At 65.7% G+C, this 21,297-nt stretch carries 17 protein-coding genes; 7 read left to right on the top strand and 10 right to left on the bottom strand.

Annotation, left to right across the window (positions count from 1 at the left end; translation table 11 throughout):
- Positions 1-67: 67 nt before the first annotated feature.
- A complete protein-coding gene (locus VGQ44_06295; protein ID HEV8446407.1) occupies positions 68-712 on the bottom strand; it encodes a DinB family protein in 645 nt (214 codons plus the stop codon).
- A 324-nt stretch (positions 713-1,036) separates the two neighbouring features.
- Here VGQ44_06295 and VGQ44_06290 point away from each other — a divergent pair, with 324 nt between their 5' ends.
- Positions 1,037-3,646, top strand: a complete 2,610-nt coding sequence (locus tag VGQ44_06290; protein ID HEV8446406.1) for an ADOP family duplicated permease — start codon at positions 1,037-1,039, stop codon at positions 3,644-3,646.
- A 63-nt stretch (positions 3,647-3,709) separates the two neighbouring features.
- Here VGQ44_06290 and VGQ44_06285 read toward each other — a convergent pair whose 3' ends face one another.
- From VGQ44_06285 to VGQ44_06275, 3 genes are all read right to left on the bottom strand, one after another.
- Positions 3,710-6,409 (bottom strand): ADOP family duplicated permease, encoded by a 2,700-nt coding sequence (locus tag VGQ44_06285; protein ID HEV8446405.1) that lies wholly within the window; start codon positions 6,407-6,409, stop codon positions 3,710-3,712.
- Between the two features lie 4 nt (positions 6,410-6,413).
- Entirely contained in the window at positions 6,414-6,755 is a 342-nt protein-coding gene (locus VGQ44_06280) for a PadR family transcriptional regulator (protein ID HEV8446404.1), read from the bottom strand.
- Positions 6,756-6,838: 83 nt separating this feature from the next.
- On the bottom strand, positions 6,839-7,627 hold the full coding sequence (locus tag VGQ44_06275) for an alpha/beta hydrolase (protein HEV8446403.1): 789 nt from the start codon (positions 7,625-7,627) through the stop codon (positions 6,839-6,841).
- Positions 7,628-7,823: 196 nt separating this feature from the next.
- Between VGQ44_06275 and VGQ44_06270 the strand changes: the two genes are divergently transcribed.
- Positions 7,824-8,180 (top strand): nuclear transport factor 2 family protein, encoded by a 357-nt coding sequence (locus tag VGQ44_06270; GenBank protein ID HEV8446402.1) that lies wholly within the window; start codon positions 7,824-7,826, stop codon positions 8,178-8,180.
- Positions 8,181-8,230: 50 nt separating this feature from the next.
- On the opposite strand, the gene VGQ44_06265 is transcribed toward VGQ44_06270, so the two are convergent.
- The gene (locus VGQ44_06265) at positions 8,231-10,678 is read right to left on the bottom strand and encodes an ABC transporter permease (GenBank protein HEV8446401.1); all 2,448 of its coding nucleotides are present in this window, start codon (positions 10,676-10,678) and stop codon (positions 8,231-8,233) included.
- Positions 10,679-10,884: 206 nt separating this feature from the next.
- Here VGQ44_06265 and VGQ44_06260 point away from each other — a divergent pair, with 206 nt between their 5' ends.
- The 5 genes from VGQ44_06260 (at position 10,885) to VGQ44_06240 (ending at position 16,708) form a co-directional block, all read left to right on the top strand.
- Positions 10,885-11,220: a PadR family transcriptional regulator gene (locus VGQ44_06260; protein ID HEV8446400.1), complete on the top strand. Its 336-nt coding sequence runs from the start codon at positions 10,885-10,887 to the stop codon at positions 11,218-11,220.
- A gap of 16 nt (positions 11,221-11,236) precedes the next feature.
- Positions 11,237-13,921, top strand: a complete 2,685-nt coding sequence (locus VGQ44_06255; GenBank protein ID HEV8446399.1) for an ABC transporter permease — start codon at positions 11,237-11,239, stop codon at positions 13,919-13,921.
- A gap of 39 nt (positions 13,922-13,960) precedes the next feature.
- Positions 13,961-14,635, top strand: coding sequence for a hypothetical protein (locus VGQ44_06250; GenBank protein ID HEV8446398.1), 675 nt, complete (start codon positions 13,961-13,963; stop codon positions 14,633-14,635).
- A gap of 71 nt (positions 14,636-14,706) precedes the next feature.
- On the top strand, positions 14,707-15,000 hold the full coding sequence (locus VGQ44_06245) for a DUF6174 domain-containing protein (protein ID HEV8446397.1): 294 nt from the start codon (positions 14,707-14,709) through the stop codon (positions 14,998-15,000).
- A 244-nt stretch (positions 15,001-15,244) separates the two neighbouring features.
- A complete protein-coding gene (locus VGQ44_06240; GenBank protein ID HEV8446396.1) occupies positions 15,245-16,708 on the top strand; it encodes an FAD-dependent monooxygenase in 1,464 nt (487 codons plus the stop codon).
- Position 16,709: 1 nt separating this feature from the next.
- Here VGQ44_06240 and VGQ44_06235 read toward each other — a convergent pair whose 3' ends face one another.
- From VGQ44_06235 to VGQ44_06215, 5 genes are all read right to left on the bottom strand, one after another.
- Positions 16,710-17,327, bottom strand: a complete 618-nt coding sequence (locus VGQ44_06235; GenBank protein HEV8446395.1) for an NUDIX domain-containing protein — start codon at positions 17,325-17,327, stop codon at positions 16,710-16,712.
- Positions 17,215-17,949: a GNAT family N-acetyltransferase gene (locus VGQ44_06230; GenBank protein HEV8446394.1), complete on the bottom strand. Its 735-nt coding sequence runs from the start codon at positions 17,947-17,949 to the stop codon at positions 17,215-17,217. The genes VGQ44_06235 and VGQ44_06230 overlap by 113 nt, the downstream gene beginning before the upstream one ends.
- Positions 17,950-17,952: 3 nt before the next feature.
- Positions 17,953-18,342, bottom strand: coding sequence for a hypothetical protein (locus tag VGQ44_06225; protein ID HEV8446393.1), 390 nt, complete (start codon positions 18,340-18,342; stop codon positions 17,953-17,955).
- Between the two features lie 236 nt (positions 18,343-18,578).
- Positions 18,579-19,754 (bottom strand): alanine--glyoxylate aminotransferase family protein, encoded by a 1,176-nt coding sequence (locus VGQ44_06220; GenBank protein ID HEV8446392.1) that lies wholly within the window; start codon positions 19,752-19,754, stop codon positions 18,579-18,581.
- Positions 19,754-21,274, bottom strand: coding sequence for an acyl--CoA ligase (locus tag VGQ44_06215; GenBank protein HEV8446391.1), 1,521 nt, complete (start codon positions 21,272-21,274; stop codon positions 19,754-19,756). Before VGQ44_06215 ends, VGQ44_06220 begins: the two co-directional genes overlap by 1 nt.
- Positions 21,275-21,297 lie beyond the last annotated feature (23 nt).

The following is a 21,297-nucleotide window of genomic DNA, read 5'->3' as shown; positions in this document are numbered from 1 at the left end:
CCAAATGCCTTGACTCGACGCGTGGTGGGTCGAAAGCCAACGCCGCCAGCGCGCCCGCGTGCGCACGTCAAGTGTGGCGAGATCCATTGTCGGAGCGACCACCCGTCTCTTCCGAGGGAATCGGAAACTCACGCATCAACAGCACGCGACGTGCTTGCTCGAAGTGCCGGCGATCGTGAGCGGCCAACAGCCGGCACCCGTCCAGGACACTGTACGTCACGAATCGAACGAACGGTGAAATCATGATCGAGCGGGCCGCGTGACGTTCGTCGACCGTTTCCATCCACTGCGCAGCGTCGACCTGTTGGCTGGCAAACTGCTCGATGATGCTTCGAGGAATGTCGGCCCCGGTGGGCCTCGCTCTCGTCGGTGCGGTGAATTTCCACTTCGAGGCCGGACCCTGAGAACGGACCAGCAACTTGCCGAAGAGCCGCGGTAGAAGAGGTAGCCGCTGCCATACGGAGTGTGCCGGCCGTTCGGTGGCGTCCTGCGCGGCGCGATGTACCAGGCGATTTCCAGTGAAGAGATGGGAAAAGCACTGCGCGACACTCCACCCGGCATCGCCTGGATGCCAGTTGAGCTGGCCTTCGTCGAGGTCGCCAAAAGTCGACCGCGCATCTCGCGCGACGTTCCGCAGCTCGGCGCTCACTTCGGCAAGCGACAGCCCGGAGTAATCCATTCCGCGATCGTACGCGCGACTCGAGTGCGGCATTTTCTGGCGTGACGAGCATCGACTCGTCCAGTTATCCGATGTCCAAATTCCGTCACGGCTGGACCCGACGATAGGGGGGCCGACGATAGCGATACCGGGAGGGCCCCAGCGCGGCTTCAAAGTGACCGAGCGCCCGCTCGCCGAAGACGTGGGCCGTCTGGCGGATGGAAGCTCCGGCGCGCGAAACCTTCTAGTTGACAGTCTACCAGACGAGATTGAATACTCTGGTAGAATGGCGACTAGAACCAGCTCGGCTCGGCGGGACCGAGTCGTCGATCGCCCGCGTGCAGATCCCGGTCTCCACCCAGTTTCGGAGAGTGCCTGATGCTCGGCCGTCGCTCACAAGGTGACTTCGAGGACGAGATTCGCTCCCATCTCCGAATGGAGGTAGACCGTCTCGTCGCGCAGGGAATGTCTCCGGCTGAAGCGGAACGGAAGGCACGGCGCACTTTCGGCAACATTGGCGTGGCCGAGGATCGGTTTCACGAGGGCCAGCGGTTTGCGTGGCTCGAAGATGCCGGTCGAGATCTGCGACTTGCCTGGCGCTCATTGCTGCGCACGCCCGGGTTCCTGGTCGCGTCGGTCGGCACGCTCGCGCTCGCGATCGGCGCCGTGGCCGGGATGTTCAACGTCGTGCACAAGGTACTGCTCCAACGACTCCCGTTTCCGCAGCCAGACCGGCTCGTGTTCCTGAGGGGCACGGCGCCGGGTTCGGATCTGCCCGCTCGCTACGACCTGGGCAACGAGTTCTACGTCCACTACAAAGACCGCTCGAAGCTCATCGATGGTCTGTTCACGTTCAGCTCGGGAACATCGACCTTCCGCACTCAGGATCGGGTCGAGCGCATTCCCATGGCGTGGCCGTCGAACGACATGTACGCCACGCTCGGCGCCCGCCCGCAGCTGGGGCGCCTCCCCGTTTCGTCGGACAACGACGACGTCGTGGTGATCAGCGATCAGATGTGGAGCAGTTGGTTCAGCCGCGACAAATCCGTGATCGGTAAGTGGTTTTTCGTTTCGGACAGTCTCAAGCAGGTCATCGGCGTGATGCCGCCGGAGTTCAAATTTCCGAGCGACAACACGATGCTCTGGGTGTCGGGCGAGATTCGGGCGGATCAAGTGCGGCCCGGCAATCTCGGCGCCCCGATCGTGGCGAGGATGAAAGCCGGCGTCACGACCGATCAGCTGGCGGCCGAGCTCAATGGGCTCACGAAAGAACTGCCTGGGCGATTCGGCGCGTCGCCGACGTACACGCGCATCATCAGCAAGCATCGGGCGTTGGTCGTCCCGATTCTCGATCGCATCGTGGGGCCAACGCTCAAGACGTCCCTCCTCGTGCTGCTTGGCGCCGTCGCGGTCGTGCTGCTGATCGCGTGCGCGAACGTCGCCAATCTGTTTCTCGTCCGCGCAGAGTCTCGGCGACGCGACCTCACCGTGCGCCGGGCGATCGGCGCGTCACGCGCGCAACTCATGCGCTTTCAGATGGCGGAGTCGTTCGCCGTGGCGTTGGCGGCCGGCGCCCTGGCGGTCGTGCTCGCGACCGTGTCCCTTCCGCTCTTTCTGCGCGCCGCCCCAGATGGCATTCCGCGTCTCAACGAAGTTCGGATCGACGCGCCGACGCTCGCCGCGACATTGGCGCTCGTGCTGGTCGTCGCTCTCGCGTGTGGCATTGCGCCGGCGCTGCGCGCTTCGTCCCCCGATCTCTCGTTCCTCCGCGAAGGGGGTCGCGGATCGACCGGCCGTCAAAAGTGGGGACGTGACTTGCTCGTCGTCGGACAGACGGCGCTTGCCCTGGTGCTTCTCATCGGCTCAGCGCTGCTCGTAGAGAGTTTCCAGCGGCTTCGTCGTGTAAACCCGGGCTACGACATTCGGAACATCTACACGTTTCAGTACGCGCCGGACCAGCCTGGGCTGCGCGACGGACCCTCGCTCGGTCAACTCCATCTGAACGTGATGAATCGGCTGCGCGCCATGCCCGGCGTGACCGTCGTCGGCGTCGTCGACAACATTCCACTCGACGAAGGAACACGCGGCATTCGCGTCCGAACCGACGAGATGTCGAGCGACGCCCAGCCCGCGCTGCTCCAGCTGAACTTCACCGGCGGCGACTACTTTCGCGCGTTGAGCATTCCGGTGCTCCAGGGCCGCACCTTCACCAACGACGAGGCCATTACGCCGAACAACAGCGTGATCGTCAGCCGGTCGGCGGCGGAAAAGCTGTGGCCCAGGCAGAGCCCGCTCGGGCATCGAATCCGGCCTCAGTTCGGCCGCCAGGACAGCCTGCAGTTCACCGTGGTCGGCGTCGTGGGTGACGTGAAGCAGGACGATTGGCGCGATGCCGGCGAGGCAATCGTGTATTTCCCGCTCACCGGTCCAGCGCCGACCGCGTGGGGCTTGGGCTCACCGGCGTACGTCGTGAAGTCCACGCGCGCCGAATCGATGCGCAACGAGGTCCGCGCACTCATTCGGGAATTCGCGCCGGAGGCGCCGGTCTATCGCGAGTTCACGATGGAGTTCCTCGCGCGGCGCTCGATGATTCAGCTCTCGTTCACGACGTTGACCCTGGGTGTCGTGTCCGCGCTGGCGCTGCTGCTCGGCGCGGTCGGATTGTACGGCGTGCTGTCCTACGTCGTGGCGCAGCGCACCCGTGAGATCGGCGTGCGCATGGCGCTTGGTGCGACCGTGGGCGCCGTACGACGCCAGGTCGTGTCGCAAGGCGCGAAGGTGGTGTTGGTCGGCGTGGTCATCGGTGTCGTCGCAGCGGTTGCGTCGACGCGGTTGCTCGGAACGCTGCTCTTCGGGGTGAAAGCCGTGGACCCGCTCGTCTTCGCGGCGATGTCGGCGACGATGATCGCGATGGGTGTGCTCGCGAGCTACATGCCGGCGAAGCGGGCGAGCGACGTGGATCCCATCGTCGCGCTGCGAAGCGATTGAACAGGCATCGCCCTAGTCGGCGAATCGAGTCACGGACAACAGATTGCCCTCGGGCGCGGAACGCTATTCGCCGCGCAGCACCACGGCGGGATGTGTCCGCGCCGCCCGGCGCGCGGGAACGAAGGTCGCGATCACCGTCACCGCGATGAGCAGTGCCGTCGCCGCGCTGAACTCCGCGGCGCTCGTCGGTTTCACCTCGTACAGCAATGCGCGCAGAAACCGCGTCGCGCCCAGCGCCGCAACCAGGCCGACACCCGCGCCGGTAGCGACGAGTCTGAGTCCGTCGCCGAGTACCATGCCGCCGACATGACTGGGTGCGGCGCCGAGCGCGATCCGGATGCCGAACTCCCTCACGCGTCCATTGGCCGCGTAGGAAACCACGCTGTACACGCCGATCACCCCGAGCAGCAGCGCGGCGCTTCCCGCGATGGCGATCAGCAGCATCGTGAGCCGTACGCGAGCGGTCGCATCGTCCACCAGCGATCCGAGTGTGCGGACGTTCGCCGCGGGGATGCGGCGGTCGAGTGCCTTCACGACTTCCTGGATCGTTGCCGCCGACGGCAGCCGCGCCCCTCTGATGGTGTATCGCACCTCGTAGGGATTGCGGTGAATCGGATTGCTATCGGCCGGAAGTCCATCGGCGTCGCGGAGCAGCGGAAGGTAGACCGTCGGCACGTCGCCATCCTCGATTCGAGCCCACGGCACATCGCCGGCGACGCCTATGATTGTGAACGGTCTCAATTGCATGCCGGCGAAAGCTTGTCCCTGAATCTGCTTTCCGACGACGTCGGTCGCTCCGAACAAGCTCTTTGCGAGTCGCTCACTGAGAATCACCGCCGGTGCGCCGCGCAGGTCGCCGGCGCGGAAGGTGCGTCCGGCGCGCAGCGGAATTCCCGCCGCGCGGAAGTAGTCGGTGCTGGCAAGGTTGCCGGACGCCGCGACGATCGATCGTCCATCGGGGGCTTGGAGTTGCGTCACGAGCTCCGGCGCGCCGGAGTTCGCCAACGGAAACCATTGCGCGACGCCCGCCGATGTCACCCCCGGAAGTGCGGTCAGTCGATCGACCAGCTTTGCATGGAATTCCGCCTGCGCACCGTACGAGGTGTAGCCGTCCCAGGGCAGTGACACGTGAAATGTCAACGCATCAGCGGGCTCGAACCCTATCCGCGCGTTGAGCAGATTCCAAAAACTGCGCCCCAGCAGCCCCGCCGCGATCAGCAGCACGAGCGCGATCGCCACCTGGAAGGCGACGAGACCGTTCTGCGTGCGCCGCCAAGCGAGGCTCGAGGCAGAACGTGAGGCGCGCAGACGGTCGAACACGCCGGAAATGTCGGTTCGCCCGACCGCGATCAGCCCGACGACTGCGCCGACGACGATCGCGGAGCCACAAACGAGCGCGACGGTCTGCCAGCTGAATGAGACTTCGTGTAGTCGCGGGATCTCCCGCTCGGTAAACCCGAACTTCGTCGACAGCGTGAGCGCGGCCGCCGGGAGCGCGACGATCGTCGACGCCACGCCGAGCAGGACGCCTTCGACGACGAACCGCTGCGAGAGCGCGACCCGGCTTGCGCCGAGGGAAAGCGCGATCGCCGTCTCCTGGCTCGCGCGCTCGGCACGGAGCAAAAAGAGATTCACGACGTTGGTCGTCGCGATGAGTAGCACGATCGCGACGAGGACGCCGAGAAGAACGAGCTGCGGATGAACGGCGGCTACAGTCGCCGCCTTGAGCGGCTCGACCGTGGCACGCGCTCGGCTGCGCCGCAGCATGTCACGCGTGATGTCGGGGAACCGGCCCGACATCGACGGAATGAGCGCGTTCAATTCCGCCTCGGCTGCCGACGGGGTGACGCCGTCGCGCAGGCGGCCGATCGCCGTGAGATAGCCCAATCCGAGCTGCGGGTGTCTGATTGGAACCGGGGCAGGGTAGTAGAGATCGATCGATGGCGACGGGAAGCCGAACGATCGTGGAAGAATGCCGATGACGATGCGTGCGCCGCGATTGATCTCGATCTGGCGTCCGATGACCGACGAATCCGCGCCGAACCGCCGCCGCCAGAACCTCTCCGAGATGAGAATCGGGATTCGCGGATTCTCGGTCCACGACGTGTCGGCCGTTCGGAATAGCTCGCCGAGGATAGGGCGCACGCCGAGGAGCGTGAGCAAGTTCGGCGACAGAAACGCCACGGTGACATATTCGGGGGCGTCGCCACCGGTCACGCTGAAGTCGTCACTGGTTCCATAGTCGCCAAGCTCGGTGAACGAGCGGGGGGCGCTCTTGGCGAAGTGAAAATACTCGGCGGGCGTCAGCAAGTCGCTCGTCGTCGCGGTGCCTTCCGTGACAAAACCGACGCGCACGAGTTGGGTGGGCTTTTCGTAGGGGAGGTCGCGAAGAAGCACGTCGTAAACGATCGTGCCGATTCCGGCTGCCGCTCCAATTCCGATGCCGAGCGTCGCGATCACCCCGGCCGTGAACGCCGGCGCGCGTCGCAGGCGACGAAAGGCGAAGCGGGCGTCGCGGGCGAGGTGGTCAAACGCCGCGATGCCGCGCGCGTCGCTCGTCTCCTCCCGGAAGCGCTGCGCGCCGCCGAAGCGGAGGAGAGCAGCGCGGCGAGCGTCGTCCGGGCTCATGCCCCGACGAACGTTCTCCGCCGCTTCCATCTCGATATGGAAGTCGAACTCGTCGTCCTGGTCGGCGGCGAATTGCGAACGACGGCGGAACAGCTCCATCATACGCGCGAACGTGGCTCGCAGCTGATGCGGCACGGGGTCAGCTCCCCGCAGCCAGCACGAGACCGACCGCGCTGACGAAGCGATTCCAGGACGCGAGCTCTTGGCTGAGCGCGCGGCGCCCGGCGGCGGTGAGGCGGTAGTATTTCGCGCGCCGGCTGTTCTCAGTGACGCGCCATTCCGTGTCGATCCAACCGCGCTGCTCGAGCCGAACGAGCGCGGGATAGATGGATCCTTGGCCGACCTGCAGCGCATCGCGCGACAGCTGCTCGATGCGGTGAGTGAGTCCCCAACCGTGCATCGGCGCGAGCGACAGCGTCTTGAGAATGAGCAGGTCGAGCGTGCCTTGCAGGACCTGTTCATTGCTGGTGGGCTTCGCCACGGTCTCCTCCCGAATGCCAGGAGGAAGGTTACGTCACTCCTCCCGAATGTCAATAGGAGGGATGACCGCGCCGGGACCTGCCGCTACACCAGCGAGGCTAGAAGCTCGGCCAATTCCGCTGGCTGATCGATCATCAGATCGTGCCCGCACGACACTTCCGACGTCTTCCAGCCGCGATCGGCGCGGACGCGTTGATACGCGGCATCAAACGCCGGGTGTGCGTACGCCGGGACCCGAACGAAGACCTTTTTCGCGATCCTCTGGTAGGCATCGGTCACGCGGAGCGGCTCCGTGAAGCACTTCGTCGGCTGCGGCGTGAGCTTGCTGTTTACCCACGCAAGGTCCTTCTCGTTGACCTTGAACGTCGCGGCGGCGGGCGGAGGTACCATCGGTGTCGGGTACGGCGCTGCCGTCGGCCCGCGGAGCGCGACCACTGACTGTCCGTCGCGTGGAATCATCGCATCGAGATAGACGATCGCGGCGATTCGCTCCCGTAGCTTTTCAGCCACACCGGTGATCACCATGCCGGCGTACGAATGCCCGACGAGCACGAAGCGATCGAGATCCTTCCAGGTTATCTCGTTGACCACGTCGTCGACGTGGGTCGCCAAGGTGACGGCGTCACTCGCCAGGTGCGCACGCTCGCCGACGCCGGTGAGCGTCGGCGCGGCCACGTAGTGGCCCTTGGCGGTCAGCCGGTCGGCCACGCGTCTCCAGCACCAACCGCCGTGCCACGCGCCGTGCACGAGCACGAACGAAGTCGCCGCCTCGCGTTTCGCCGCCGGAAGGGCGGCAAACGTGCTCGCCGCTCCCAGCGCGGCCACGTCATTGAGAAATTCCCGGCGCGAGCGATGACCCGATTCGTTCGCCATCGTCCGAAACCCGCCAGTCGGTAGTGAAGGGAGCCGCCACGCGGAGTCCGCGTCGGAGGTTGAATTATCCGGCAACGGTACGTGGCGAACCCCGCCGTGGGCAAGCGAGCCCGGCGATCGCGCCACCGTCACGGGCACGGCCGATGCAGCGGTACCACCCCCTGAGTTTCAAATACCGCCTGCCAAAGAGGAAGAAATGAAGACTCGTGATGTGCTTCAGCGCTATTTCGACTCTCTCGCGCGCCGCGACGACTGGGCGTCATGCCTCGCCGACGACGTGGTGTTCACGAGCTTCACCAGTCCCGTGAAAGAAGCCCGCGGCAAACAGGCGTTCCTCGAGGCGACGAAGCGCTTCTACGGAACGATCGCCAAAGTGAACGTTCGCGACATCATCGTGGACGAAGACCGGGCATGCGCCCTCACCCACTACGAGCTCCAGCCGCCCGGTGGGGCGGCCGCGTTCACGAGCGACGTCGCCGAAATCTTCACCGTCCGCGACGACCGCATTACGTCGTTTGCGATCTACTTCGATACCGCACCATTTCCGAAATGACGCGTCGGGTGGCTGCGCCGCAGAAGGAACGGGTAGGGACTGAGTCCCGCTCACTCCGACTGCAGCGCACTGGCCGGATTCAGACGCGACGCGCGAGTGGCCGGAATCGTCGTCGCGAGGAACGTGATCGAAAAGATCAGCAGCGTCGCGATCGCCAAGATCACGGGGTCCGACGCCTTGATGGCGTACACGCGACTCGACACGAGCTGCCCCGAGAAATATGCCAACCCGATACCGATGGCGGCGCCGATGAAACCGAGCGTCGCGCCTTGCCGCATGACGAGCAAGAACACGGAGCGCGGCGACGCGCCAAGGGCGAGACGCGTGGCCATCTCCTCTCGACGCAGCGACCCGGCGTATGACACGACACCGTAGATCCCGACCGCCGCCAGCACGATCGCGATGCCCCCGAAGATCAGCATCAGCGTCATGCCCAACTCTTGCCGGCTGAGCGTTCCGCCGATGATGTCCGACGCAAGCTCGAAGTCGAGCGCCATCGTCGGGTTGAGCTTTCGCACTTCCGTGCGAATCGCTCGCTCGACTCCGGCGATGTCGCCCGATCCGGACATCGATACGACGGCCGTCGCGCGGCGAAATGGCGCCTGCGTCAGCGACGTGTAGAACGACGGCTCCGCCGGCTCGCCGAGAGATTTCTGTCGAACGCTGCCGACGACGCCGACGATCGTCACCTCGTTCCTTGGATCCGGCGCTGGATACCCGGCCGAAAACTGCACGCCAATCGGATCGCGTCCCTTGAGGTACTTGTCGACGAACACCTGGTTGACGATCGCCACCGGCGCCGTGTTCGGGAGGTCGCCGCTTCCGAAGTCACGACCTTTGATGAGCGGAGTTCCCATCGCGGCGAAGAGGCCCGGGCTGACGAAGCGCTGGCGCGTGCCGGGCGGATTCGCCGGGTCGAACGGTTCGCCGTGAAATTGCGCCAACAGCGAATTCTCGATTCGCACGCGCGTCGGGTACGCCGAGACGAGCCCGACGTCGGCCACGCCGTGGATGTTCTTGATGGTGCTCGCGAGATCGGTCTGCGCCTGGCGCACGGCATCCGGGTTCGGATATCGCTGCCCCAAGAAGGACACGTCGAAGATCAACCGCTTCTCCGGCACGAAGCCGGCGTCGGTGTTTCGGAGATTCGAGAATCCTCGAACGAGCCAGCCCGCGCCGGCCACCAACATGATCGCCAACGCGACTTCGGCGACGGTCATCGCCATCAGCCATCGCGCCGTACCACGGCCGGCGGTCGCCGAGCGTGAGCTGTCGTTCATGAGGGTCTTCACATCGCTGCGGAGCAGGCGAATCGCGGGAGCAAGTCCGATGATCGCGCCCGTGAGGACCAACATGGCCAACGAGAAGAGCAGCACTCGGCCGTCGAACGTCACCGCGTCGAGGCGGGGCAGCTTCGACGCGCCAAGGGCCAGCAACGCGCGGAGGCCCAGCGCTCCCACGCCGACTCCGACGATGGTACCCGCGACGGCGAGCACCATCGACTCGGTGAGGAGCTGTCGCACGAGCCGGCTCCATCCCGCGCCGAGCGCCGCGCGCACGGCCATCTCACGGGCACGCGCGGCGCCCCGCGCGAGCAGGAGGTTGGCGACGTTCACGCACGCGAGCAGGAGCAGCAGCCCGGTCGCCGCCATGACGATGATCAGGATCGGCCCCAAGTCGCCGACGATCGAGTCGACGAGCGGCCGCGTGACGTAAACGCGGTTCTTGTCCGCCGCCGGAAAGTCGGTGGCAAGACCGTTCATGACGGTCGACAGCTCGCCCTTCGCGCGCTCGATCGTCGAACCGTGGCGCAGCCGGGCGAACGCCTCCTGTCCGTGGTTGATGTCGGCGGGCGGAGTTCGCTGGGCGATGAAAATGTCGCCGGCATGCGGGATGTCGAGATCGCGCGGCGCGACGCCGGAAATCGTCGAGTTGAATTCGGCGAAATGAATCGGCTTCCCGACCACCGCGGGGTCGCTGTTGTACAACTGCTTCCACATCCGAGTCGAGATGACGATCGCGGGAGCCGGCCCGGGCTGCGGGGGCGCGTTGGGGCTCGGCGGCGGAAGCGGAGTGAAGTCATCGTGCTTGAACCCGCCGATGCTCATCGGAAGCCCGAAGAGCTCGAAGAACCCTTCGGTCACCGCGTAGACCTGCACGTGCGACGGCGTTCCATCTGTCGCAAGCAGCGTGAGGTCGCCCGGAATGAATCCCGCCGCGCGTTCGACGGACAGCTTGGGATCGTTGAGCCGGTAGATCTCGCCTCCGGACAGCATGCCCGTGGTGACACGGCCGTCCGTGAGGGCGGTTCTGAGGCTGTAGAGGTCCTGCGAGTTGGGATATGGAAGCGGCTTGAGAAGGACCGCGCTCAGCGTCGTGAAAATCGCGGTCGTCGCGCCGATGCCAAGGGCGAGCGTGGCGATCGCAGTGAGGGGGAAGCCCGGCGAGCGGCGGAACGCGCGAAGCGTGACGCGGACGTCCTGGAGAAGCGTTTCCATTCCTGGACTCCTGACTGCTACATCGAGGTGGGGGAGAGGGACCGATTGATAGTAGTGCGCGGTGGCGAGCCCGCAACAGAATCGGGACAGACGGGCCTCGGCATCGGTCGGTGTTGCGGGCGCGCGTCGCGCGAGCCTTTCCCTATTGACTTCTAGGAGAGTCGTGGTACGTTGGTCTTCCCTAGAAGCAAAGAGGAGCGCGCGCGATGAAGCAGAAGCCCGACCTCCCCCAAGGCACCCTCGACCTGCTGGTCCTCAAGGCCCTGAGCCTGGGCGAGACGCACGGCTATGGGGTGGGTCTGCGCATCGCGCAGCTCGCCGACGACATGCTCCGCGTCGAAGAGGGCACGCTCTATCCCGCCCTGTACCGCATCGAGCAGATGGGCTGGATCGACAGCAAGTGGGGGATCTCGGAGAACAACCGGCGGGCCCGCTTCTATCGGCTCACGCGCGCGGGCTTGAAGCAGCTCGGCATCGAAGGTGAGCGCTGGGACCACATCACGGCCGCCGTCGCGAAAGTCATGCGGGCCACCACCGCCTGATCGAATCGAGATTCCAATGAAGACTCTACGTGTCCTGCGCGACCGGCTTCGCGCGCTGTGGCGCTCCGACCGCGTGCAAGACGAGATCGCCGAGGAGCTTCGCTTTCATGTCGAGATGCGCGCGCGCGACAACGAGCGCGCCGGCATGAGTCCGGCCGATGCCCGACGCGAAGCCGAGCGTCGATTCGGCTCCGTGGCGCTCGCGGCGGATGCCGGCTACGACGTGCGCGGTGGCGGGTGGATCGAGACTCTTGTGCGGGACGTGCGCTTCGGCGCGCGTGTCCTCGCCAAACACAAGATCTTCTCGGCGGTCGTCATCCTGACGGTCGGCGTCGGCATTGGCGCGAACGCGACGATCTTCACGCTCGTCGATCGCGTGCTCCTGCGTTCACTCCCGGTTCAGCATTCCGAGGAGCTTGAACAGGTCACGCTGCCGAACGACTGGTCGACGTTCAGCGAGCCGTTCTTTCGGGATCTGCGCCGCCGCACGGATATTTTCTCGGGCGTGCTCGCGCGCACGGTCGTTCCGGCGACGATCGCACGGTCAGGCGACGCGAGGCGCGGTGTCGTCGAGCTGGTGTCGGGGAATTACTTCTCCGTCCTCGGGACGCGGGCCGCGCTCGGACGCTTGCTGAGCGATGTTGACGATGTCGTGTTGCGGGGCGCGCCGGCCGCCGTCGTCAGCGATCGCTTCTGGCGAAACAGCCTTTCGCGCAATCCGGACATCGTGGGCACCACGATTCAAATCGACAACCAGTCCGTCACCATTATCGGGGTCGCGGCGCCGGACTTCTTCGGCATCGAGGTCGGGGTGTCACCCGACGTGTGGGTGCCGCTCGCCATGCAACCGCAGCTGCTGTACCAGGGTGACGCGCTCGCCGACAACCGCGAGGCCAATTGGCTGGAGGTCATCGGGCGAAGAGCTCCGGGAATCACACACGCCCGCGCGGAGTCGGGGACGTCGTTGGTGTATCAGCAGTCGCAACGCGCGATCGGTCGTCCGGCGCCAAACGATTGGCCGACGACCGTCCGACTCATCGACGCCGGCCGGGGCCTCTCGCGGCTGCGAGAACAATACGCGACCTCTCTCCGTCTGCTGACGGGCCTCGTCGCGATCCTCATGCTGGTCGCGTGCGCGAGTCTGACGACGCTGCTGATGACGCGATCGGCCGCGCGACGACAAGAGATCGCAGTTCGGCTGACGCTGGGCGCTTCGCGCGCGAGACTGATTCGACAGTTGATGACCGAGGGCGCGCTGCTCAGTCTCTGCGGCGCGGCCGTCGGGCTGGCGATCGCGCGCTGGGGTATCGGCCTCCTCATCCACTTGCTGCCGCGCGAGCGCATTCCTCTGGCGATCGACGCGGCGGTGGGCGCGCGTTCCTTGGTCTTCGCGCTTGTCCTCTCGATGCTCACGGCGGCCTTGTTCTCAGCGGGGCCTGCGTTCCGGTTCACTCGACCCGATCTTGCCCGAGCCCTGAGGGCCGTGAACGACTCGAGCGCGAACGTCGCCGGGCGATCCTTCGACGTGCGAAGGGCTCTCGTGAGCGTGCAGGTCGCGCTTTCGCTGGTCCTCGTGATCGGCGCGTCGCTGTTCGTACAAAGCCTCGCCCGTACCGCGGCGATCCCGCTCGGGTTTCAGACTGAACATGTCGTCATCGCGTCGATCGATCCGTCGTTGAGCGGCTATTCGCCGGACGGCGTGGAGCGGTTCTATCGGGACGTCGAGTCGCGGCTGCGCAAGGCCACGGGCGTGCGCAGCGTCGGTTTTTCCGCATGGCCGCTCCTAGGCGGCGAACTGAGCATGATGACGGTCCGCCAACCGAACGTTCCGCGACCTCCGGACCCCAGCACGTGGCTCATGTCGATGAACGTCGTGACTGGCGACTTTTTCGACGCGGCCGGCGTCTCGATGCAACGCGGCCGCGCGTTCAGTCAGGCCGATTCCGCCGCGGGCTCACACGTCATCGTCCTCAACGAGGCGGCGGCCCGTAGCTACTTCGGCTCGGATAACGCAGTGGGCCGCACGCTGCTTGTAGGGCGCTCGGCCGCGACGGTCATCGGCATCGCGAGCGACTCCAAGTACGCCGCGGTGCGCGAGGAGACTCGTCGCATCGTGTATGCGCCGTTCGGCCGCGACGTTCAGGTATTCGTCGGCAGTACGGGAGAACGAACGATCTACGTCCGGACCAGCGGCGACCCGTCCCGATTCACCGGCGTCATCGCGGGGGTCGTTCGTGCCGTCGACAAACGCGTGCCGGTCTACAACGTCAAGACGTTTGCCGCGCAGAAGGCGGAGTCGCTGGCGCGTGAACGCTTGGTCGCCGCGATCGCCGCGTGGACGGGAGCGATCGCGTTGGGCCTGGCCGCTCTGGCGCTCTACGGGCTGGTGAGCTTTGGCGCGGAGAGCCGCACTCGCGAGATCGGCATTCGAGTTTCGCTCGGCGCCGACGCGCCCCACGTCGTGTGGCTGATTGTGCGCGGCGCGATCGGAATGGTCGCCGCCGGATGCATCGCCGGCGTGGCGCTTGGGCTCGGCTTGTCGCGCTTCGTTCAGTCACAGCTCTACGGCGTCCGCGCGACGGACGTGACGACGATCGGCACGGCGGTCGGGATTCTGCTGATCACCGCGCTCATCGCCGCGTTGGCGCCCGGGCTGCGGGCATCGCGCATCGACGCCACGACGGCGTTGCGCTATGAGTGACGTCGCAAGCCACGTCAGAGAACCGAGAGAGGCTTCGTCATGAAGAGCATCCGGTCGACCCGACTCACCGCCCTTGTTTCGTCGCTCATCGCGATCGCATCGATCGCGCCGATCAGCGAGGCACAGAACGGGCCGGGGCATGCCGAGATCAGTCAGTGGATCGGCCGCAACCACCCGAATGTCATCGCCGGCGACCCGCGGGTGAACGCGGTGCTCATCGTCGTGGACAGCGCGAGCCGCTACGTCGCGAGCGTCGCGGACTCGCTTCCGCCGCCGGTCATCGCGGCGATCGACTCGATATTCGCTTCGGTCGGCGCGCACAACGAAATCGAGAGCATGGCTCACGAGCTCCTGGCGGGCCGGTTGCGCGTGCCGAACGGGGACGGCAGCCAGCCGATTTACGTCGTCGATGGCGTCCGCGTCGGGCGCGTCGACTCACTGATGGAGAACGCGGTCAAAAGCATTCAATTCATGAATGGCGCCGAGGCGGCTTCGAAGTACGGGGCAGACGCCGCGAAAGGGGGCGCAGTTCTGGTGACGATGATTCACGACGAGGGCTGGAGCCAACTCGTTCAGGCGAGCCATCGCGAACGATTGCGTAAGGTGGGGATCGAGCCGGAACGGATCGACTTCGGGAACACGCAGATGATGCAGGTCAGGGCTGGCACTTTCGGTCCGTATCGAATGAACGTCACGATTCTGCGATTGAAATGAGAGCTGATTCGCAACGACCCCGCGGTTCGAACGTCCAGTGATGCTCTCACCGAGCGCCCGGTTATGCTCACATGAACACAGCGCGATATCGCCTCTTCGTCGTCGTGCTGAGCGACACGGTGGCGGGTGTGCTCGACTTGGAGACTCAGACGAGCGTGGACCCGCACTTGGGCCAGACGGTCGACGATCTCTTCGCGTTCATTCAGGACGCGATCGACCGTCCCGCGCAGTGGATTCACGCGGAGTACGACCCGCTGAAGGGATTTCCGACCGCGATCGACTACGATGGAGCGGCGTTGATCGCGGACGACGAGATCTCGTTCCGCGCAAGCGACGCTCATCCGATCTCCCCGCCGCCCGGGTGAGCGCCCTGGGATGAAAGAAAAACGCTGCTCGAGGGTTCTCGAACAGCGTCCGTCGATCGGTTCAGCGGGCTGAGCTGATTGCGAGGATGTGCCGTCTCCCCGCCACAATGAGGATATAAGACAGCCCCGGGCTTGCGACAAGGCCGGGGACACCCCGCAGACTTGCCGGCCCGGAAAATCGTGGCCGAGATCAAATCTGAATAACGGGGGGACGGATGCGTGTGTTGTCGACGAAAGGTTTGCGATGACCAGGCACGCGGTAGTGATCGCCGGTGGAGGTCCGACCGGATTGATGCTGGCCGCGGAGTTGGCGCTCGCCGGCGTCGACGTCGCGATCGTCGAGCGGCGGGCGAACCAGGAGCTCGCGGGCTCGCGCGGCAGCGGGCTGCACGCACGCACGATCGAAGTGTTCGATCAGCGAGGGATCGCCGAGCGGTTTGTGTCGCAGGGACAGAAACATCCGGCCGTTGGCTTTCATCCGGTCCCGTTGTCCGTCACGGACCTTCCCACGCGGCACAACTATGCCCTCGGACTGTGGCAGAATCAGATCGAGCGCATTCTGGCCGAGTGGGTGGGTGAGCTGCCGGTGCGGTTCTATCGTGAACGTGACGTGATCGGTTTCGCGCAAGACGACCGCGGCGTCGACGTGGAGATGTCCGACGGTCAACACTTATGGGCGGAGTATCTCGTCGGCTGCGACGGCGGACGCAGTCTGGTCCGCAAGAAGGCGGGCATCGAGTTCCCGGGGTGGGATGCGACGACGAGCTGGTTGATCGCCGAGGTGAGTTGGACGGAGGAGCCGGCGTGGGGACTGCGCAACGACGCGGTCGGGATTCATGCGATCGGCAAGTTGGAGGACCCCAAGCGGGCACGCATGGTGTTGACCGAAGCGCGTGTCGGCGCGGACGCCGAACCGACGCTGAACGACGTGTGCGAAGCGCTGGTCGGTGCGTATGGAACGGACTTCGGGATCCACAACGCCACCTGGGTTTCCCGCTTCACCGACATGACTCGCCAGGCGGCGGCCTATCGTGCGCGACGCGTCCTACTCGCCGGCGACGCCGCGCACGTGCATCCGCCGATTGGCGGGCAGGGCCTCAACATCGGCGTGCAGGACGCGGTGAATCTCGGTTGGAAATTGGCGCAAGTGATCAAGCGAACGTCGCCGGAGACACTTCTCGACACGTACCACGCGGAGCGTCATCCCGTCGCCGCGCGCGTGCTGCGCGACACGATGGCGCAAGTCGCGCTTCGCCGCCAAGACGCTCGAACGAAAGCGTTGGCCGACTACGTGTCGGAGCTTCTGAACATGGACGAGCCTCGCCAGAAAATGGGGACGGAGATCTCCGGGCTCGGCGTACACTATGATCTGGGCGAAGGCCATCCGCTGTTGGGACGTCGAATGCCGGACCTCGACGTGGTCACCGCGAGCGGACCGCGGCGAGTGTTCTCGCTCCTTCATGAGGCGAGACCGGTGTTCCTCAACCTCGGTCACCCCGGTGCGTTCGACATCGCCCCATGGTCCGATCGAGTCAAATCGATCGACGCCACGTACGACGGGGTTTGGGAGCTTCCCGCGATCGGCACGGTCGCCGCTCCGACCGCCGTGTTGATTCGGCCTGACGGATACGTCGCGTGGGTCGGCGATAAAACCGGCGCGGCGCCGTTCGATGCTCTGGCGAAGTGGTTCGGTCCAGCCCTCCGGTGACTCACACTCCGATCGACGGCGCCGTCACCGCCGAACGAATCGCTTGAAGTTGGGGGTAGAGATAGACGTCGGAAGCGATTCCCGACGGCCACATGCCCTCGTTCACGACCGAGATCCACGCCACATCGATCAACTCGGCGGCGCTTCCCTCCCCGCCGCCTGGTGCCGCTTCACCGCCTTCGGCAGTGCAGAGGTAGGTGCGCCATCGAATGTACGTTCCATCCGGAGGCTCCGCCGGTCGATCGAACAGAAGGCGCTCGACGCGAACTTGGAGGCCTGTCTCCTCGAGCACTTCACGGGTAACGCACGACACTTCGTCCTCGTCTTCCTCGCGGCCGCCCCCGGGTAGCATCCACACTGTCGGGCCGTCGCGAAACGCGCATCGCACCAAGAGAACCGGTCCATCGCGAAGAACGGCGGCTTGATATCGAGTGTGGCGCAGCGTGACCAAGACTATGGGCTCCGCGGATCGACGGTGGATGCGTGTCTCGACCTGCGGGTGGATCTCAGGTGAGATGCAAGTCGTTACCAAAGTGCACGAGTCGAAGCTTGCACGCGACGGTTCGCGACGCGGCGTTCTCCCAGCTCGTGCTATAGAGCGGCTCGACGCCGAGCGCACGCACGCGCTTCGCCCAGGCCGCCACCACGCGCGCGGCGTATCCGCGACCGCGATGGGCCGGCGCGGTCTCGACGCCGGCTTCGTGCGCGTGAGCGGTGATGCGAACGCTCCCACACACCGCCACCGCCTGATCTCGAAGGGTCAGAGCGAACAGCGGCGGCGAGTTGTAGATGTCGGGCGCCCACGGCTGAAGGAGAGGGTCGAGCACGCCTACGTTCGCATCGGTCACTTGAACGATTGCGCCGTCGTCGGAATCGAGCGTCGGCACCTCGTTAGGAAACGCGAATGCCGGCCCGGCCGACGTGTTCGTCACGGGCGTCGACCGATTGAGTATCGCCGCCAGGCGGCTCAATTCCTCCCGCGCGTCGTTTCCGCCATCGGTGGGAAAGGCGACGATCGGCGTTTCTGCCACAGCGGCCTCGAGCTCGCGGCGGATGTCGAGCGGCACGTCGACGCGAAAGCGGTGCGCGACGCCGATGGCTCCTCGGCACACGAAGAAGCGCGGAGCCGGACCGCCGTTGGGCTCGCGCACGCGCAGGAGTCGCCCGGCCGAATCGGTCGTGTACAGCGCCTCGATGTGGCGCTCGATCAGAGCGTGATCGCGGAGTGCGCCTTCGAACAACGTCTAGCGAGTACCGGCGATCAGGGAAACGCCGTACCCGTCGACTCGCGCGCGACAGCGGTCTAGCTGGCAGCCCCAACTGAGCGTCTTCCACGCGGTGCCGGTTCGCGCCGTCGCGCGGACTTCTGCGGCGGTGCGCTCCACTATGAAGCGAAACGCAGCCTGGTCGAGCTGCGGCGTGGCGAGCGTCACGACGCCATTGGCATCGACGATGGCGCCGCAGGCACGCTCGCAGTTGAACGAGAGCTCGTGCCACCGGCAACCGGAGTCGCAGCGAGCGGCCCATCCGGTGGGAGTCGATTCGAGCACGAGGCTGAAGGCGGCTGGAGCCCGGGTCGTCGCGGCGGCTGACGTAACGACGAGGGCAATGCCGGAGACGAGCGCTCTAAACATCGATCCTCCGTGAGATCGTGGTCGCTGACACCGAAACGCCAGTGAACCTACTAAAGGACAAATTAGAGTGTTCGGAAGCGCACGCAACCGGCGTGCCGGCCGCCTCCCCGTCGCGGGATCCCATGGGGTGCCTACGCGGTCATGGCGATGTGGTCTCGTGAGTCGCCTGGAGAACCATGACGATCCCGACGAACATGTTGATGAAACCTTGAATTCGATGACCCCTCATGCTCGTCCTACTTCCAGCCCTCCGCGCGTAGCGCTTCCTCGAGCGCGCCGAGGAACTTCTCGACGCGCGGCGTCTGAGCGTTGTAGCCCATCACGCCGATGCGCCACACTTTGCCGGCGAGCGTGCCGAGTCCGCCGCCCATTTCGACGCCCATGTCGAGCAGGCGCTTTCGCAGTTTCGCTTCGTCGATCCCCGCGGGCGCAGACACGAGATTGATCGTCGCGCAGCGATTCGCCTCGGGAGTGAAGAGCGCCAGCCCCAGCTTCTCGAGGCCCCGCACGAGCACGTCGTGCGCCGCCTCGTGCCGAGCGTAGCGGTTGTCGAGGCCTTCCTCGAGTACGATACGCAGCGCTTCATGAAATCCATAAATGCTGGCGATCGGCGCCGTGTGGTGGAACGCTCGCGTCCGCGACGCGGTCTCTTCGCCCCAGTACTGAAAGAGAAGGTTGTAGTCGAAGTACCAGGTCTGCGGCTTCGCCTTGCGCGCGCGCACTTTCGCCATCGCGCGTGGACCGACGGTGATCGGCGCGAGGCCCGGCGGTGCGCCGATGCACTTCTGGCTGCAGCTGCCCGCCGCGTCGACGCCCAGCGCGTCGATGTCCAGCGGAAGACCGCCGAGCGACGTCACGCAGTCCATAGCGACGAGCGCGCCGTGCTTGCGCGCGACTTCGACGATCGGCTCGATCGCCTGGCGGGCGCCCGTCGTGGTCTCGATGTGCACGAACGCGACGACGTCGGCCGCTTTCTCGCGCATCAGCTTCTCCAGCGCCGCGGGGTCGGCGATCTCGCCCGGGGCCGACTCCAGCACGCGAACGTTCGCGCCGGCGCGTCGTGCCATCTCGGCCAGGCGCGCGCCGAAGTAGCCGTTGACGAGAACGACCGCTTCGTCGCCCGGCTCGATCAAGTTCAGCGTGATCGACTCGAGCCCGGCAGAACCGGTGGCCGAGATCGGAATCGTGTGGTGGTTCGTCGTGCGAAAGACTTTTCGCAGCGCGTCCATCGTCTCGTCCATCACCTTCACGAAATACGGATCGAGGTGGCCGACGGGATTGGCCGTCATCGCCTCGAGCACGCGCGGATCGGGATTGCTCGGGCCGGGGCCCATGAGCAGCCGCTCGGGCGGATTGATCGGTGCCGGCGCGCCCGACGTCTCGGCCGGCCTGCTCTTCTGTGCAGTCGCCATCACGACAACCCCAATTTCTGTGCGAGACCGATGCGCTGCAGCTTGCCCGTAGCGCCCACCGGTATCTCCGTGAGAATGAGAATCTTCCTCGGCACCTTGAACGGCGCCAACCGAGAAGACGCGAAATCGCGCAGCTCGCGGTCAGTCGCTTGTGAACCCTGTTTTAACACGATCGCCGCCGCGACGTCTTCGCCGAGCATCTCGTGCGGCATCGCGAACGTCACGCACTGGTGCACGGCGGGGTGCTCCATGATGATCTCGTCGACTTCACGTGGGGAGATCTTCTCGCCGCCGCGGTTGATGATTTCCTTCAGGCGGCCGACGATCGCGACGTAGCCGTCCTCGTCCATCACGCCCTGGTCGCCGGTGCGGAACCAGCCGTCGTAGAACGCGTCGGCGTTGGCCTTCGGATTGTTCTCGTACTCGCGCATCACGTTCGGTCCGCGAATCACGATCTCGCCGGGCGAACCGGTCGGCACCGTCGTTCCCGTCTCGTCGACGACGCGAATCTCCGGGCCGCCGGACGGACCGACGGTTCCAGGCTTGCGCTTGCCCGGGGGCAGCGGGTTGCTCGCCATCTGGTGCGTCGCCTCGGTCATGCCGTACGCCTCGACCACCGGCACGCCGAACACCCGCTCCAGCTCGGAGATCACCGTCGGCGGAAGCGCGGACGACGACGAGCGGATGAAACGAAGACGATGCCCCTTGAGCGAGTCGGGATTGTTTGCCGCGCGCAAGAGAATGGCTTGGTGCATCGTCGGTACGCCGGTGTACCACGTCGGGCGCACGTCGGAGAACCACGAGAAAAACTTGAGCGCGTTGAATCCCGGCGAGCAGCACACCTCACCACCGGCGGACAGCGGCGCCGAGAGCGCGGCGATCAGGCCGTGGATGTGGAAGAGCGGCATGATCACGAGGCCGCGGTCGTTCGCGGTCAATGACAGCGTCCGGCGAATGTTCGACGCCGAGGCGGCGATGTTCTTGTGCGCGAGCGGCACGATCTTCGGACGCGAAGTCGTGCCCGAGGTGTGCAACACCAGAGCAATGTCATCCGGAGTCGCGGCGCGCGGTTTCGCGTCGGAGCGAGCCCTCGCTTCGTCGAACTCGAGGCCGAAGCTGCCGGCGCCCTTTTCGGGCGTCGGCACGAGGCGGGCGATGGGAACGCCGAGCTTCTGCGCGACGCCGATGGCCGGCGAGTCTTTGCTCTGCGCGGCGACGAGCAGCTTCGCGTTCAAATCGGTGAGATAAAACTCGAACTCTTCGGCGCGATAGCTCGGGTTGAGCGGAGCGGCGGTCGCCGCCGAGCCGATGCCGAGGAACGCGGCCGCCATCTCCGGGCCGTTGTCGAGCACGATGCCGACGCGGTCGTTGGCGCCGATGCCCTGAGCGTTGAGCGCGCGCACGACGTCCGCGACGTGTGCGCGGAGCGCGCGATATGTGAGCGGAACGCCGCCCGGCGAACCGAGCGCCGTCGCGTCGTCTCTTCCAGCCTTCAGCAGATCCTGAATCGTGGAACTCATTTACCTCACTCCGTGAGTCACGT

It is taken from the genome of Gemmatimonadaceae bacterium (assembly GCA_036003045.1).
Classification (GTDB): domain Bacteria; phylum Gemmatimonadota; class Gemmatimonadetes; order Gemmatimonadales; family Gemmatimonadaceae; genus JAQBQB01.
Note: the sequence above shows the minus strand (reverse complement) of the source record. Positions and strands in the feature narration are given on the sequence as shown.

Bases quoted from the DNA above. Each gene is read 5' to 3' on its own strand.
- VGQ44_06295 (HEV8446407.1), bottom strand. From the start codon at position 712: ATGCCGCACTCGAGTCGCGCGTACGATCGCGGAATGGATTACTCCGGG.
- VGQ44_06290 (HEV8446406.1), top strand. From the start codon at position 1,037: ATGCTCGGCCGTCGCTCACAAGGTGACTTCGAGGACGAGATTCGCTCC.
- VGQ44_06275 (HEV8446403.1), bottom strand. From the start codon at position 7,627: ATGGCGAACGAATCGGGTCATCGCTCGCGCCGGGAATTTCTCAATGAC.
- VGQ44_06270 (HEV8446402.1), top strand. From the start codon at position 7,824: ATGAAGACTCGTGATGTGCTTCAGCGCTATTTCGACTCTCTCGCGCGC.
- VGQ44_06265 (HEV8446401.1), bottom strand. From the start codon at position 10,678: ATGGAAACGCTTCTCCAGGACGTCCGCGTCACGCTTCGCGCGTTCCGC.
- VGQ44_06260 (HEV8446400.1), top strand. From the start codon at position 10,885: ATGAAGCAGAAGCCCGACCTCCCCCAAGGCACCCTCGACCTGCTGGTC.
- VGQ44_06255 (HEV8446399.1), top strand. From the start codon at position 11,237: ATGAAGACTCTACGTGTCCTGCGCGACCGGCTTCGCGCGCTGTGGCGC.
- VGQ44_06250 (HEV8446398.1), top strand. From the start codon at position 13,961: ATGAAGAGCATCCGGTCGACCCGACTCACCGCCCTTGTTTCGTCGCTC.
- VGQ44_06245 (HEV8446397.1), top strand. From the start codon at position 14,707: ATGAACACAGCGCGATATCGCCTCTTCGTCGTCGTGCTGAGCGACACG.
- VGQ44_06240 (HEV8446396.1), top strand. From the start codon at position 15,245: ATGACCAGGCACGCGGTAGTGATCGCCGGTGGAGGTCCGACCGGATTG.
- VGQ44_06225 (HEV8446393.1), bottom strand. From the start codon at position 18,342: ATGTTTAGAGCGCTCGTCTCCGGCATTGCCCTCGTCGTTACGTCAGCC.
- VGQ44_06220 (HEV8446392.1), bottom strand. From the start codon at position 19,754: ATGGCGACTGCACAGAAGAGCAGGCCGGCCGAGACGTCGGGCGCGCCG.
- VGQ44_06215 (HEV8446391.1), bottom strand. From the start codon at position 21,274: ATGAGTTCCACGATTCAGGATCTGCTGAAGGCTGGAAGAGACGACGCG.